General features: G+C 70.0%; 19 protein-coding genes. 12 read left to right on the top strand and 7 right to left on the bottom strand.

The features are described from left to right. The first annotated feature begins 199 nt into the window (after positions 1-199). The 5 genes from HC028_RS18465 to HC028_RS18485 all read left to right on the top strand — a co-directional run bounded on the left by HC028_RS18465 (position 200) and on the right by HC028_RS18485 (position 3,052). A complete protein-coding gene (locus HC028_RS18465) occupies positions 200-499 on the top strand; it encodes a hypothetical protein (protein ID WP_168078595.1) in 300 nt (99 codons plus the stop codon). After that, positions 496-1,146 (top strand): helix-turn-helix domain-containing protein, encoded by a 651-nt coding sequence (locus HC028_RS18470; protein ID WP_168078596.1) that lies wholly within the window; start codon positions 496-498, stop codon positions 1,144-1,146. Before HC028_RS18465 ends, HC028_RS18470 begins: the two co-directional genes overlap by 4 nt. Continuing rightward, positions 1,143-1,862, top strand: coding sequence for a DUF2637 domain-containing protein (locus tag HC028_RS18475; protein ID WP_168078597.1), 720 nt, complete (start codon positions 1,143-1,145; stop codon positions 1,860-1,862). Before HC028_RS18470 ends, HC028_RS18475 begins: the two co-directional genes overlap by 4 nt. A gap of 248 nt (positions 1,863-2,110) precedes the next feature. Beyond that, positions 2,111-2,305, top strand: coding sequence for a hypothetical protein (locus HC028_RS18480; RefSeq protein ID WP_168078598.1), 195 nt, complete (start codon positions 2,111-2,113; stop codon positions 2,303-2,305). Positions 2,306-2,407: 102 nt separating this feature from the next. After that, entirely contained in the window at positions 2,408-3,052 is a 645-nt protein-coding gene (locus tag HC028_RS18485; RefSeq protein ID WP_168078599.1) for a hypothetical protein, read from the top strand. Here the strand turns inward: HC028_RS18485 and HC028_RS18490 are convergent. After that, the gene (locus HC028_RS18490; RefSeq protein ID WP_168078600.1) at positions 3,049-3,765 is read right to left on the bottom strand and encodes a hypothetical protein; all 717 of its coding nucleotides are present in this window, start codon (positions 3,763-3,765) and stop codon (positions 3,049-3,051) included. The two genes, HC028_RS18485 and HC028_RS18490, sit on opposite strands and share 4 nt — an antisense overlap. Positions 3,766-4,530: 765 nt before the next feature. Between HC028_RS18490 and HC028_RS18495 the strand changes: the two genes are divergently transcribed. The 4 genes from HC028_RS18495 to HC028_RS18510 all read left to right on the top strand — a co-directional run bounded on the left by HC028_RS18495 (position 4,531) and on the right by HC028_RS18510 (position 7,218). Further along, positions 4,531-5,400 (top strand): DUF2390 domain-containing protein, encoded by an 870-nt coding sequence (locus HC028_RS18495; protein ID WP_168078601.1) that lies wholly within the window; start codon positions 4,531-4,533, stop codon positions 5,398-5,400. Then, positions 5,397-5,618, top strand: coding sequence for a hypothetical protein (locus HC028_RS18500; RefSeq protein WP_168078602.1), 222 nt, complete (start codon positions 5,397-5,399; stop codon positions 5,616-5,618). The genes HC028_RS18495 and HC028_RS18500 overlap by 4 nt, the downstream gene beginning before the upstream one ends. A 181-nt stretch (positions 5,619-5,799) precedes the next feature. Beyond that, positions 5,800-6,099, top strand: a complete 300-nt coding sequence (locus tag HC028_RS18505; RefSeq protein WP_168078603.1) for a hypothetical protein — start codon at positions 5,800-5,802, stop codon at positions 6,097-6,099. Positions 6,100-6,147: 48 nt separating this feature from the next. After that, on the top strand, positions 6,148-7,218 hold the full coding sequence (locus HC028_RS18510) for a hypothetical protein (protein WP_168078604.1): 1,071 nt from the start codon (positions 6,148-6,150) through the stop codon (positions 7,216-7,218). Positions 7,219-7,289: 71 nt separating this feature from the next. On the opposite strand, the gene HC028_RS18515 is transcribed toward HC028_RS18510, so the two are convergent. Next, positions 7,290-7,571, bottom strand: a complete 282-nt coding sequence (locus HC028_RS18515; protein WP_168078605.1) for a hypothetical protein — start codon at positions 7,569-7,571, stop codon at positions 7,290-7,292. Positions 7,572-8,008: 437 nt separating this feature from the next. Here HC028_RS18515 and HC028_RS18520 point away from each other — a divergent pair, with 437 nt between their 5' ends. Genes HC028_RS18520 through HC028_RS18530 form a run of 3 tightly spaced genes read left to right on the top strand, consistent with a single transcriptional unit; the run spans position 8,009 to position 8,945 of the window. After that, on the top strand, positions 8,009-8,368 hold the full coding sequence (locus HC028_RS18520) for a hypothetical protein (RefSeq protein ID WP_168078606.1): 360 nt from the start codon (positions 8,009-8,011) through the stop codon (positions 8,366-8,368). Next, positions 8,365-8,619 carry a hypothetical protein gene (locus tag HC028_RS18525; protein WP_168078607.1) on the top strand — a complete coding sequence of 85 codons (255 nt, stop codon included), beginning with the start codon at positions 8,365-8,367 and terminating at the stop codon, positions 8,617-8,619. The genes HC028_RS18520 and HC028_RS18525 overlap by 4 nt, the downstream gene beginning before the upstream one ends. Further along, positions 8,619-8,945, top strand: coding sequence for a hypothetical protein (locus HC028_RS18530; RefSeq protein WP_168078608.1), 327 nt, complete (start codon positions 8,619-8,621; stop codon positions 8,943-8,945). The genes HC028_RS18525 and HC028_RS18530 overlap by 1 nt, the downstream gene beginning before the upstream one ends. Before the next feature lie 103 nt (positions 8,946-9,048). On the opposite strand, the gene HC028_RS18535 is transcribed toward HC028_RS18530, so the two are convergent. From HC028_RS18535 to rsfS, 5 genes are all read right to left on the bottom strand, one after another. Beyond that, on the bottom strand, positions 9,049-10,479 hold the full coding sequence (locus HC028_RS18535) for a recombinase family protein (protein ID WP_168078609.1): 1,431 nt from the start codon (positions 10,477-10,479) through the stop codon (positions 9,049-9,051). 111 nt (positions 10,480-10,590) lie between these two features. Next, positions 10,591-11,385 (bottom strand): ComEA family DNA-binding protein, encoded by a 795-nt coding sequence (locus tag HC028_RS18540; protein WP_168078610.1) that lies wholly within the window; start codon positions 11,383-11,385, stop codon positions 10,591-10,593. A 105-nt stretch (positions 11,386-11,490) separates the two neighbouring features. Further along, a complete protein-coding gene (locus tag HC028_RS18545; RefSeq protein WP_168078611.1) occupies positions 11,491-12,351 on the bottom strand; it encodes a DegV family protein in 861 nt (286 codons plus the stop codon). Positions 12,352-12,401: 50 nt separating this feature from the next. Continuing rightward, entirely contained in the window at positions 12,402-12,998 is a 597-nt protein-coding gene (locus HC028_RS18550; RefSeq protein ID WP_168078612.1) for a histidine phosphatase family protein, read from the bottom strand. Further along, on the bottom strand, positions 12,995-13,432 hold the full coding sequence (rsfS, locus tag HC028_RS18555) for a ribosome silencing factor (protein ID WP_168078613.1): 438 nt from the start codon (positions 13,430-13,432) through the stop codon (positions 12,995-12,997). The genes HC028_RS18550 and rsfS overlap by 4 nt, the downstream gene beginning before the upstream one ends. Positions 13,433-13,537: the final 105 nt, after the last annotated feature.

Genomic DNA, 13,537 nt, shown 5'->3' on the forward strand with positions numbered 1-13,537 from the left:
GGAAGTCTGGTGGCGTAGCACCCGAGACTGACGGCCACGGCGGCCACGGCGAGCGCCGCCCCGGCCCGCCACGACAGGTGGAGCGTCGCGAGGGCGGCTAGCCGGTCATCCGCACTACTCGACCGGCCGTCGCATAAGTCGGCCCTGAGCAGCGCGGCAACGCTCGCCCAGGGCCTTGATCGCCACTGGAGGGCGACCCATGCACGAACCTACCTGTCTCCGCGTCTACGTCACGGGAAGCGCCGCCGAGGCCGCGCTGATCGCCGAGGCCGCTGACGAGCTGACCGCCGCCGGCTACCTCGTCACCACGGCGACGCCGACCGTCGGCCCGGACGTTTACGACCTCCTAGACGCGGTCGGCGACGACCTGGACGCCGTCGCCGCTGCCGACTTGCTCGTGACCGTCGGCGACTGCTCGACGCTGTTCGAACCGGTCATTGCCGAGCTGCACGGCGTGCCGGTTGTCGCCGTCGAGACTGTCCAGGCGGGCGCCCGATGAGTATCGAAACTGTCTCGTGGGCGCTGAGCGACGCGCCCGACGTCCCCCCGCAGTGCCTGGCCGTGCTGATCGGCCTCGCCAACCACGCGCACGCCAACGGCCGCGCCGCGTACCCGTCGCAGGAACGACTCGCCCACTACGCGCGCAAGTCCGTCCGGTCCGTGCGCCGCGACCTCGACGAGCTGCTGAGGCTGGGCCTCATCCGCCGTGGCGACCAGCGGCATACGGCTTTCCTTCCCGCCGATCGGCGCCCGGTCGTCTACGACCTCGCCACGGAGCGCCGTCGGCCGCTGCCCGGCGCTCTCGACCCGTTCGCGGAGCCGCAGTCGGGCCGCCCGACCGAGGCGCCCGAACCTGTGGATAACCCAGCGGACGCACACGTCCTCCCGGTAGGTGACCGGGCGGACGTACACGACCGAACGACCGGACGCACACGACCGAACGACCGGACGCACACGACCTACAAACCGTCCTTAACCATCAAGAACCATCCCGCGCGCGTGCGCTCCCTACGAGGCGCCGCCGCTGCGCGTCCGACCGGCGCCGCCTTGCCTGCGCGGGGCGACCAGTGCGCTACCCACCTCGGGCAGCCTGCGCACAACTGCGCGTGCTGTCGAGCGGATCGGCTGGCAGGTGAGGTCGCGTGAACGCCCGCCGCTTCGCGTCCATCGCGGGTACCGTCGCCGTGACCACGATCGCCGCCGTTGCCTCGTACGACCACATGCGCGTACTCGCCGAGCAGGCCGGACAACCGCCGTTGCTGGCCGCCCTGCTGCCGCTGTCGGTCGATGGCATGGTCCTGGTCGCCACGCTCGCCCTCGGCGACGGCCGCCGGTCGCGGTGGTCGGCGTGGCTGGCCTTCGTCCTCGGCGTGGCCGCGTCACTGGCCGCTAACGTCATGGTGGCCGCCCCGGACCCGGTCGCCCGACTGGTGTCCGCGTGGCCTGCGGTCGCCCTGCTGCTGACCGTGGAAGTGCTCGCCCGGTCCGGGCGGCTCGCGCCGGCCACTGTGACCGCCTCGGCCACGCCCCGCGCGGACATGGCCGTCCCGACGCTGTCCGCGACGCCATCGGACGCCCCGGCGCAGGCTATGCCCGCTGTCCGCCCGGTCAGCATGGCGGACGGCCCGACCGCAGCCCCGGCCGCCTCGGTCGCGCGCAAACGGCCCGCCGTGGCCGAAGTGCCCGGCGTGGCCGGTAGGGCGGACAGACCGGCCAACGCCACGGCCGCCCGCGTGGCCGCCCTGCTCGCCGACCGGCCGAAGCTGACCGGCGCGGATGTAGCCGCCGCCGTCGGCGTGTCCGACCGGACGGCGCGTAGGTATCTGACCGCCGCACGCTCGGCCATGGCCGCGAGCGTGTAAACGGCCGTGATGGGGTCGGCCGTACCGCATCGGTCGACCCCGCGCGGAATGTTGCCCGCCGGTCTGAACACCCCGGCCCGCGCCGGCGCATAGGGGTAGCGACCACCCGACTACCGAAGGAGCGTCCCTATGACCGCCACGCCTGCGCCCTCACCACACCCCAACACCGCTGCCTCTGTGATCGAGGAGGTCGAGGACGCCCCATCGGGACGGGCGACAGCATCCTGTTCCAGCCGTACCGCGAGGGCGTGCGGAGGATCGCGAACGGCAACGAGGTCACGCTCGAAACGTTCGAGACCTTCGCGACCGTGAAGATCGAGACGCCGAACGGACTCTACGAGGCCCAATTTGCCGCGTCCGAGCTGGAAGCCGTAATCCAGCTCTGGGGCCTGCTCTATGGGTACCCGCCCGCTCTGCGGCCGATGACCCCCTGCGGCAGGTAGTCCGCCCGCCGGGCCGGTAGCCACCACGGCCGCCGGCCCGGCCTATTCGGCCATCCTCGGATCCTAGACGCCCCGCTTGCCACCACCTGCGACCCTGTCGATATGTCAAGCTTCTGGGCGGGAATGGTCAGCGCTCTGATCGGCGCCCTGATCGGTGGCGCGGCAACCGCGTTCGCGGCCTGGTTCCAAACCCGTGGGGCGCTTCGTGTCGCCCAATTTCAAGCCGAACGGATGTTAGAGGTAGAGCACCACGTGAGGCTTGAGGACCTGCGTCGCCAGGCCGTCCATGCGTGGCTTCATCTAGTTGATGAGGCGTCCGACGTTTGCACCGCGTTGCGGATCGCACATAGGGACCATAGGCCAGACGGCAGCGGTAACTGTCCCGATCCGACGATGCCGGCCGAAGTCGAATCCGTCCAGAGGGCTATGTTTCGGGCGATGACCATCCATGCGCCCTACATGGATACATTGCTAACCGATCGATGTTGGGCGCTCGCTGAGCAGTTCATGTTCCTTCCGGAGATCGACAAGAATGCCAATTGGAATCCAAGGCCCGGTAACTGCCGCTACTCCGAAAGGATGGATTCGCTTGGCTTTGCCGTAGATCTTCTCCTCAGGACCCTCCAGGCGATCGCGCGAGGCGAGAACCCGCCGGAAGACGTACATGGAGTTCTCGACGACGACGACGAAGCCTCCGAGCCTGAACCGAGACGTGGCAGTGACTCAGACGCGCGGTCGACCGCCTAGCTCCTGGACGACAAGTAGTAGCCGAGCCATGCACCCAGGATTAACGAAATTACGTTACTAACGACCGTGATCCAGATATCATCACGCTTGCGGTTCCAAAAGTTCGGAGCCTCCGGGCGAGTGCGGGTACAGAGGACGGCCCAGGGAATCCTGTGGGGGCGAGCGAGGGCCGAGATTGCGGCGGCGAACGCGAATGGTGTCGGTACAGCGAGAGTGGCAGTCAGTGAAACTTTGCCCTGGAGTCCAAGCGCTGCAATAATCACCGCGAAGACCATCGTCGACAATGTCGCCAAGCCGAGGAAGATGAACGGCGCATGTCGGATGAGCCATGCAAACCGACGTCGACAACGTTTCGCAATCCGTATCGCCTCCGACGCAGCCCAGCGCATTCCGTTATCCGGGTCTCGCATTTCCAGCGTGCACTTATTGCGCTCAAGTATCAAGTAAACACGGTGGACCCGTCGTGAATAGGCGCCGGCCTCCCCGTCTGCGTGCAGCCACGCGGCGAAGTACGGGACAGTTTTCTCCTGCACGTCAGCCAGGTCCTCGACTCGGTCGAGGGTATAGCCGCCACTCTCAAGGTCCAGAGGCTTATCGAGAGAGTCGTTAAGCACGTTGACCAGCTCGGCCAGGTCCTCGCGCCACATCCGGACGGCACCGAGGTCGTATCGAAAGATCTCCGGCCCCGGCTGCTTCTTCTTGACCGCCACCATAGTGATCACCATAGCGGTAGCGGCTGAGAGCATCGTCGATGTTGCTCGCGGAACGAGGGCGGACATCCTCCGGGCAGACAGCAATGTCTGACAGCAGCAGGCATGAACGACACGCATACATCCGGACGGCTGCCTGCTATATCACCCGGTCCGACGACGGACGCGGACCGTCCTGTCCTGGTCGCGCCGCTTCGTCGCCCTGGGCGCCGCCGACGACCCGGACGACCTCGGCGACCTGGCCGCGTAGCCCTACCCCGAGCGCCCCGTCTGGAGCCTGCCGCAGGCCCCTGTGGGGCGTTTTGGCGTTGCGGGCGGGCCTGCGGCGAGCGTGAAGCGCCACGAGCAGGACGAGGCCCGGTAGGCCGCCCGGTGCGGGCGCCGCCGGGTAGGCCACGCCGGGGAGGGCGCCGAGGACGGGTCGAGGCGAGGCAAGGCAAGGCGAGGCTGACGGAAGGCGTCACGAATGATGATCGGCCGACTCTCCCTATTCCTTGTTCTAGTCGTCGTCGTCTCTAGAGCAAGGAATAGAAAGAAGCGAGAGAACATCATTCGTGACGCCTTCCGTCAGCCTCGCGCGCGACCGTTGCTTAGGCCGCCCCCGGCCCTCGCCCGGCGCCACCGGCCGCGCCCTCGGAAGTGGGACGCAGATCAACCGTGCCGCGTGAACACCTCGGCGCCCGCTGGCGCATAAGCCCTTGTGACCCCCGCTCGTGCCTCACCATCGGCGCCCGCCGCCGCCCCGCCCGTACGTCGAAAGGATCGCCCGTGTCATCAGACTCGGAACCCTCATCACCTGCCGACCGCCTGGCGGCCCTCCGTGACGGGGGCCGCGCCGCGAAGGCCGCAGACCGGCCCCGCCGTCTGAAGCTGGACGCCGGTATTACGGTCGAGCTGCCGTCGCCCCGCGTGCTGGCTCGCGTCTACGCCCTGCCGATCCTCTCCGCCGACGCTGAGGTCTACGCCCGAGACCTCGTGATCGTCCGTCGCCAGGCCGGTACGGCCGCCGAGCCTCAAGTCACGCCCTCCGCGATCCTCGTCGACGAGCTGCGCGCCTCGCTTGAAGCGCTGCCGGACCGTGACGACGCAGGCCGCCCGTACCGCGACCTTCGTATCTACCTCCGCGATGGAGACCCCGTCGCCGTCGCGACGTACCTGTACGACACCGTGAAGGCCGCACGCATCGCCGCGCCGAAGTGGCGCCCCCGGGTCGAGCGCCAGGAGCGCGAGGCCCCGAAGACGCCGACCGAGCGGCAACAGGAGTCCCGCCCTCGCCTTCGCGCCCGCGAGATCGCTTCGGCTGAGTGCTTCCTTCAGCTCTGGCAGGAGGACGCCGACCCGGGCGACCGCATCGAGGCGCCCGAGCTGTACGAAGAGGCCGCCGAAGAGATCGGCCAGTGGGTGAAGGACGCCAAGCAAAAACCCGTTCCGTACGCAAAGGACGTTGAGCGCTACGGATTGCCGGATAAGCCGCGCTGCCCCGGCCCCCGGACGTTCTACGAGGTCGCGGACAAGAAGCTAGGCCCCCGCGTGCGTGGCGCCCAAGGCGTGCGCGTCTACGTCGTCTCGTCCATCGCCGCCGACTTGATCGCACGAACCGAGCACATGAACGACCAGGAGGAGAAGAGGGCGGCATGACCACGATTCAGGCTGACATATTCGCCGAAGCAGTGCTTCAGCGTTGCGCGGAGCTGCTGTACGCCGACATGAAACCGCAGGTCGAGGCCCACACCGCGCGTCGTAGGAAGTCCTCGACGCCGGCCCCGTCCGCCGCGCCGACGCCCGCCCGCTCGCTGGGTGGCAACGTCGTCAGCCTGACCGCCTTCCGCACCCGTAAGGCCACTGCCGCCGCGTAGCACCCACCAACTCAGCGCCCCCGGCGCCGCCGTTCCCCCTCGGCGACCGGGGGCGTTGCTGTACCCGCGCCGTCTGGGAGGTCCGGCGCGCTCCCCGGCCGTGGTCGTCCGTGTCTGCCTCCGTGGCACGGGCGGCCACGGTCCGGGTCGATTCCACGACCGAACGGAGGACGGAGAAGCCATGCCCACACTCACACCTGACGACGTTGCCCGCTTCGCCCGACTGCTCGCCGAGACGGTCCTAGAGCACCACGGCCAGTGGACGACCTCGACCCCCGGAATCGTCGGCCTCGCTGCCGCTCGTCTACCGGGGCACACCGCGTCGACTGGGTTTGGCTCAGCAACGCGTGCCATCCGCGCTGCTGAACCCTTGCTCGCCGATTACGGGATCTCGGTTCGCGCCAATCGCCCGCACGGTCAGCCGCGCCGCTGGACGTTCGCGCTTACCCACATGCCGACCCTCGACCTCGCCGCAGCCTGAAGCGGCGACAACGCCTGACCGACCCGACGACCACAACGGAGACCCGCCATGACCGACCCCGCCCCGTCCGGCACGCTGACGCAGGAAGCCCTCGCCGCGATCGCCGAATACAAAGCCGATCCTCAACTTCCCGGCCGTCCGCATCCGGCCCTGACCCCGACCAGTGACAGCCCCCTGCTGGACGTCAGGCCGGCGCTCGTCCCTGGCCACGCGACCGGCGACGCCGACGCAATCGGCTTCGACCCGCAGAAGGTCATCGCCAGCCTCGACCGGCGCCCAACGTTCACCGGTACCGGTCACGTCGCCGGGGACTTCGACGAGCCGCCGTCGCCGATCACCCCGCCTCCGGGGGTCGAGGTGCCGGCCGACCTCGCAGCCGCGTACCGCGTGTGCGAGGAGCGCCGGCAAGCCTGGGAAGCGGCGGTCGACGCTGTGCAGGATTACCAGGACGACGCCCGCCAGTCGCGGACGCGACGGGCCGCCGCGATCCGTGAGGCTGGTCGAGCTGCTGCGCAGGGCAAGAAGCGCCCGCCGATCCCGGCCGAGATCAGCGAGGCCGAGGAGGCGACCGAGGTTCAGGTCTTGTCCGAGGTCGTTCGCGCCCGGTTCGGCGAGGCCCGCGCCGCTGCTCACGCTGCCGACAAGCTGATCGGTAAGTACGCCGCCGACTGGGCCGCACTGACCGAGGACCGCTTCGGCCCCGAACTGGACGCTGCGACTGCGGCTGTTCAGGCTGCCGTCGAGCGTGTCGGCCGCGCCGGGGGTACCCGTCATAGCGCCGCGTTCTGGCGTTCGCTGGCGATTGCCGAGGACCTGGCGCGCGAGGGCGTACGCGTGACCGAGCGAGACCGCCAGCGCATCGCGAGCGACCTCCTCGACGCGATCACTCACCCGACATACCGCGCGGCGGAAGGGCAGCGCCGGGCCGCGCTCGACCTGCTCGGGCAGACGCACGAAGCCCTCGGCCTCCTTCGCCAGTGCAACCCTGGCGCCGTGCCGCACCCGGACGCACTGCGGTTGCCCGGTCCTGCGGACGTCGCCCGCCGGGTCTATCAGGCCGTCTACGACGGCGCGACCGACGAGCAGAAGCGAATCGCTCGGAGCGGACACCGGTACTGATCAGAGCACTGGGGGCCTGCCCGCCGCATGTCGACGAGCAGGCCCCCTGGGGGCTTCACAGGACCCCGCCCCTACTCGACCGCCTCGTCCGCAACCGTGGCGGGCAGGTTGACCCTCCCGCGCCAACTCTCGATCAGCTTCTCCGACGTGATGCCGTTGATCTCGGCGACGACGTAGACCAGGGCGGCCAACGCCTCGGAGGCGAATGTGCCAGGTACCGGGGCCACGTCGATCTGCAGACCACGTCCGCTATCACCGCTGTGGTTGATCGTGATTCCCGGTAGGCCCGCCGCCAGGGCGAGGCGCACAACCTTCAGGGCGTCGTCAGGGGTGTGGACGAGGTCGATCCTCACGGAAGTGCCGTTGATGAACGCGCGCAATGCTGCCCCCTAATCGTGGAAGTTCGATCGAGTCGCAGGTTACGTAGCACGTACGACATTTCCGGGCGGGCCCGTCGCACCATGCGCGCCAAATCCTCGGCCGAAGCCGCAGCAGCGCGGCGCACCCGACGACCCGGGCGAGCCCGGCGAGGGTGGGGAGGCCTTCAGGCCCTGTGCGTCTACTGCCACAAGCAGAAGACAGCAGCCGAGGCGGCCGAGGCGCGGCGCCCGCGACCGACGCAGCGACGCGAGCCTGAGGCGCACCCTGGCGCGGCATAATGTCCGTTCTAGGTGGGTATGGTGGGGTATGCCCCCCTCCCCCCTCTCCCTCCCTCCCCGGAGCGGCACAGCTCGCGCCGATGCATGCGCGCTCCGTGCCAATTTTCAAGATCACAATCCGAGAGGCCCGTATGACCGCCCCTGAGCACCCCGACGACCACGATCACCTCCCCGCGACCTGGACACAGGGTGCGCGGGACACGTATCAGGCCGTCCTCGACGAACGCCCGAACATGACCGCCGCCGAGGTCGCGCAACTCTGGCACGCGTGCGCGCTCGAATCGGCCGCCGAGCGGCACGACGAGGTCGCCCTAGCTGCGGGCATGGTGGCCCGAGGGAGTACCGGCCAACCGATCCCGCACCCGAGCGCCGTAGAGGCTCGCCTCGCACGGTCGGCCGCCGCCGCCATCCTGGCGAAGCTTCAGCCCGCCGCGCACGGCACGCCGTCGGAGCGTGCCCGCCGTGCGGCACGCGCCCGGTGGTCGGCATGAGCGGCAATCCGAAGGCCCGCCGCCGCCCGGTCGAGCAGGTTCGCGACGACGTCCCGCCGTTCGCGCCCGAGCGCGCGCACCTGACGCCCGACGGCCGCGTGCACGAGCTGCGCGTACACGCCGACGCCTACCGCTACGTCCGCCGTCACGGCCTGGCGGTCGACTTCCGCGCGATCGCCCGCGAGTACGTCGCCGTGCACCCGGACCGCGTCGAGCGTGTGCCGACTGAGCGAGAAAGGTTCGGCTTCTGATGCGCATGTCCCCGGCCGCTCGCGCGTACCGCGCCCTGCCGACCTCGCGCCAGCGGTACGACAACGGCAGGCCCGCGACGGTGCAGCTCGACGAAGACGCAATCGCCTACTGGCACCCGTTCGGCCCGGACGCCGTCCGCGTCGAGATCACGCGCCAGCTCGTCGACCGGTACGGCCGCCGCGCGACGACGCCGGGCGAGTACCGGCTACTGACCCGCTGGGTCCGCTATGAGGTCGCCGACGAGATGGCGAGCCGGTACCCGCCAGGGACGCCCGTAGAGGCGTTGAGTCTGGCGACCCTCATCCGACCTACCCGAGCGGCTTGAAGATCGCTTTGCGGTCGTCTCTCGGCGGGTAGCACACGCACGCACACGAAGGCCCCGGCCCGGACTCCTCCGGCGTCGGGGCCTTTTCGCGTTTCAGGGCCGTTTACACGTCCGGATCATGGTCGCCCTCGGCCCAAATCAGCGTGAGCCGGTCGGGCGTGAATCCCACACCTCGCCCGCTCGGCCGAATCGCCAGGACCGCGACCGCGCTCGCCAAGAGTTCCCGCCTGCCCTCCACGTCGCGCGAGTGCCACTCGTCCGCGAGAGACCGCCCGGTCGGCACAAGCTCAACGCGCGTCTGTTGCGGCGCTCGCTCGGCCTCGGCGCGTTCGCCCTGGAGCTGTTGCAGGCGCGCGAACGCCTCTGGCGTCGCCGCCGTGCCCAACTCTGCCAGCGTGGCGGCGATACGGTCGTCCAGCTCGGCCAGCGCCGCCGCGCCGGACACGATCGTGCGTTCGCGGTACATGGGCACGTGCCCAAAGTCGCCGAGGTACGTCTCTGTCACGTACGCCTCGACCGCTTCAGCCCGGACGGAAGTCGGGCGCTCGCACAGCTTGCCGGATGTGCGCGTGACACAGCGATACGCGGCTACGCCGTTGCGCCTGAAAATGTGCATGCGCTCGCCGCAGGAATCGCACGTGATCAACGTGCTCAGCAGGCGTACGGGGTGTCTGCCCTGGTACTCACGCGTCTCCTTCGGCGCCAGCGCCGCGCGAACGGCGAGCGCGGTCGGTAGGTCGAGCACGGCCGGATACGGCGTGAACATACGCCCCTCGGCATCACGGATTACTTTTCCGCCGCTGATCACGGCGCCAAGGATCGCGTCGTTGCGAAGGATCTGAAGCAGAGACGTGCGGGTCCACGCTGTCTTGCGCGCTGGGTGCCCATTCGTGTTCAGCCATCGGCACACCCGACCCGACGTGTGCCCGGCGAGGATCATCTGTGCGGCCTCGCGGATCACCTCGGCCTCGGCCTCGTCGAGCGCGAGAGTCTTCCCTGTTCCGTCCGGCGCTGGGACGACCTTGTAACCGTATGAAGCCGTCCCGCCCGCAAAACGCCCCGCCTGGCGCAGGCGCTTGTCCTTCGCACGGTTACGGTCCGCGATGCGGGCACGTTCGGCCCGCGCAATCTCGGCCTTGATCACGAACTGAAACCGGAAGCTGTCGCCGTCGTTGGAGTCGAGGCCCTTCGTGTCGATCAGCCGTACCGGCCTGTGCGCCGGCCGCCCGGTCGTCGAGTCCTTCCCTTCGACAACGTCGAGAATCATCGCCGCGACGTTCAGCCCTTCCCTCGTCATCCGGTCGACGTGGTGCGCCGCGAGGACGTCGCAGCGTCCTTCCCGCGCATCGTCAACCCAGCTCTTGAATTCGGGCCGGTCGCGTACGGCGCCCGAGAGTCCGTCGTCCACGTGGAGGGCGACCTCGGTAAGGCCTCGGCGGACGCAAAGGTCGCGCAGCTCGGCGATCATCCCGGCACGGGACGTGTTCGTGTCCCCCGCTGCCTTGCTCAGCCGTACGTAGAGGCTCGCTCGCATGCCGACGCTCCCGCTCGAAAAGATGTGCGCATGGTAGTTTACCGGCGAGCGCGGCCAACCAGGTGCCCACAGCGACCCCGGCGAGCCGCAGATCCGGGTAGGAACCGCCGTTCATACCGTCACCAGCGGCTTGATCTGGTTGAACCGGGCACCACCGAGTCCCTCGACCTGCCGTAGCTCGTCCACCGAGCGGAACTGACCGTGCCGGCTGCGGTAGTCCACGATGTGTTGGGCGAGCACCGGGCCGATGCCCGGCAACGCGTCGAGTTGGGCGATGGTCGCGGTGTTGAGGTTGAGCGGTCCGGCCAGCGCTCCCCCGGGCGCCTCGCCCGCCCCACCGGGACCGGCGGCACCCTGGGGCGGGTTCACGCCGATCGTCACGAGTTCCCCGTCGACGAGCTTGCGGGCCAGGTTGACGAAGGACAGGTCGGTCTCGGGCAGGACGCCGCCGGCCGCCTCGATCGCGTCGGCGACCCGTGCGCCGCTGGGCAGGCGGATCAGCCCGGGACGCCGTACGCGGCCGGTCACCGCGACCACGATGGCGCCGGAGGGGCCGCTCGACGGGCTGGCAGCGGGCGATGGTTCGGCGCGGACGCCGATCGGCTCGACGTGTGGCCGGGAGCGCCACGCCAGGAAGCCGGCGACCGCGACGGCGATCACCGCCACTGCGGCGAGCGCGCGGACCCCACGGCGACCGGGGTCCAGCGCCGCCAGCGCGCCGCGCAGCCCACCCGACCGGAACGGCTCACCCGGCCCGTACGGCTCGCCCGACCCGGCAGGTGGCACGGCTGCGGGCGGGTCGGTCGGCGCCGGCGCGCCGACCTCCTCGACCTCCGGCAGGCCGACGACGCGAATGAACCGCTCCCGTACGCCATCGTCGGCGGCCTCTCGACGCGATGCGAACATGCGCGGAAAGCTAGGGCGATCCCTCCGTGCTCCGCAGCCCCCGACCACGCCGCTGTGGACAGCGAGGGTGCCTGTGGACAACCCAAGGCGACGCCGCCGGACGTGCTATAGGCGGGTCACCACCGCGCAGGCCAACCCCGGTCCGGTATGGGCGGCCACCGCGGCGCCCACCTCGGTCGTGTACACCCGGTGCACCCGGTCGCCCAGCCGTGACGTGATCGCCTGTCGCAGCGCCTCGGCGCGCTGCGCGGCCGCGAGATGGTGCACGGCGAGGTCGACCTCCCCGTCGCCGGCCGCCTCGACCGCCAGGTCGACGAGTCGGGCCAGGGCGCGGCTGGCGGTCCGGACCTTGTCGCTGACGACGATCCGGCCGTCGGCCAGCCGCAGGATCGGTTTGACCGACAGCGCGGTCCCGAGCAGCGCCGACGCCGCCCCGATCCGGCCGCCGCGCCGCAGGAACTCCAGCGTGTCGACGTAGAACAGCGCCGTGGTCCGGCCGACGGCTGCGCCGGCGGCGTCGCGTACCTCGGAAAGGGGTTTGCCGTCGGCCGCCGCCGACGCCGCGGCGAGGGCCGGAAAACCCAGGCCCATGCCGGTGGAGTAGGAGTCGACCACCTCGACGAGCCCGCCGAACTCCTCCGCTGCCAGGTGCGCGGCTTCGAAGGTGCCGGAGAGCTGGGCGGACAGGTGCACGGACACGACACCGGGCGCGCCCCCGTCGAGAAGCTCCCGGTACGTCTCGGCGAACGCGCCCGGAGTCGGGCGCGACGTCGTGACACGCGTACGCCTGGTCTCCAACGCCTTGGCGACGTCGGCCGGCGTGATGTCGATGCCCTCCAGACCGGGCACGCCGGCGATGACGACCGTGAGCGGGACGACGGTGAGGCCGGCTTCGGCCGCGAGCGTGTCCGGCAGGTAGGTCGTGCTGTCGGTGACCACAGCGATGCGCTCAGATCTGCCGGCCATGTCGGCACGGTAACCGATCGCGGGCGAATCAGGAATTCGTCAGATTCAGATCAGCCGACGTTGTACGCGCGAAGCTGCCAGCCTCGGCGCGGATCCATGCGCAGCTCCACCCAGTGGCAGTTGGAGACGACCCCCAGGCTGCGTACGACCGAGTCGGGCCACCCCAGCAGCGCGATGACGCCCTGCCGGATCGCGCCACCGTGGCTGGCCACCACGATCGTGCTGCCGGGGTGCGCAGCAGCCGCGTCCTGCAGGGCGGCCGCCATCCGCTTGCCGACCTCGTCGAGGTCCTCGACGCCGAACTCGGCCACCGAGAGCCCGGCGCGCCAGCGCTCGCTCTGCTGCGGCCAGCGGGCGTTGATCTCCGAGTTGGTCAGGCCCTGCCACTCGCCGTAGTGCCGCTCCCGGAGCCGGGCGTCGTAGGTGACGGAAAGGCCGGTGCGCGCCGCAAGCGCGGCCGCGGTGTCGGCTGCCCTGTGCAGGTCGCTGGAGACGATCAGATCCGGCCGCAGCTCGGCGAGCCGGGCGGCGGCGGTCTCCGCCTGCGTGCGGCCGGCCTCGCTGAGGTCGACATCCGTCTGACCCTGTACGCGATCAGCAGCGTTCCAGGTGGTCTGCCCGTGGCGCCACAGCAGCAGACGGGTCACGCCGACGCATCAGCTTCGCCGGCAGCGCCGGTGGCCGCACCGCCCCGGCCGCCTTCGGCGGCGACCAGGTCCCGGTCGACGAACGGGATCGTCGGGACGTCCTTCCACAGCCGGTCAAGGGCGTAGAACTCGCGCTCCTCGGTGTGCTGCACGTGGACCACGATGTCGACGTAGTCCAGCAGCACCCAGCGGCCGGCCCGCTCGCCCTCGCGGCGAACCGGCTTCGCCTTCTCCGGCAGCTCGAGCAGCCTCTCCTCGATGGCGTCCACGATCGCGAGGACCTGGCGTTCGTTTGGGGCCGACGCGAGCAGGAACACATCAGTGATCACGAGTTGGTCGCCCACGTCCAGGATGACGATGTCCTGGGCCTTCTTGTCGGCGGCCGCCTGCGCAGCGGCCAGGGCCAGTTCGCGGGCGCGCTCGTTTGCGGGCACCGGACTCCTCTCGTCGTAACATTCACCCGGATGGCCGCCACCAGCGGCAGCCGTCCAGCCGTCCAGGATTCAAGCGTCTCACGCGTACGCGGGAAACGCCGCTTC

It is taken from the genome of Planosporangium flavigriseum (genome assembly GCF_011947225.1).
In the GTDB taxonomy this organism is placed as follows: domain Bacteria; phylum Actinomycetota; class Actinomycetes; order Mycobacteriales; family Micromonosporaceae; genus Planosporangium; species Planosporangium flavigriseum.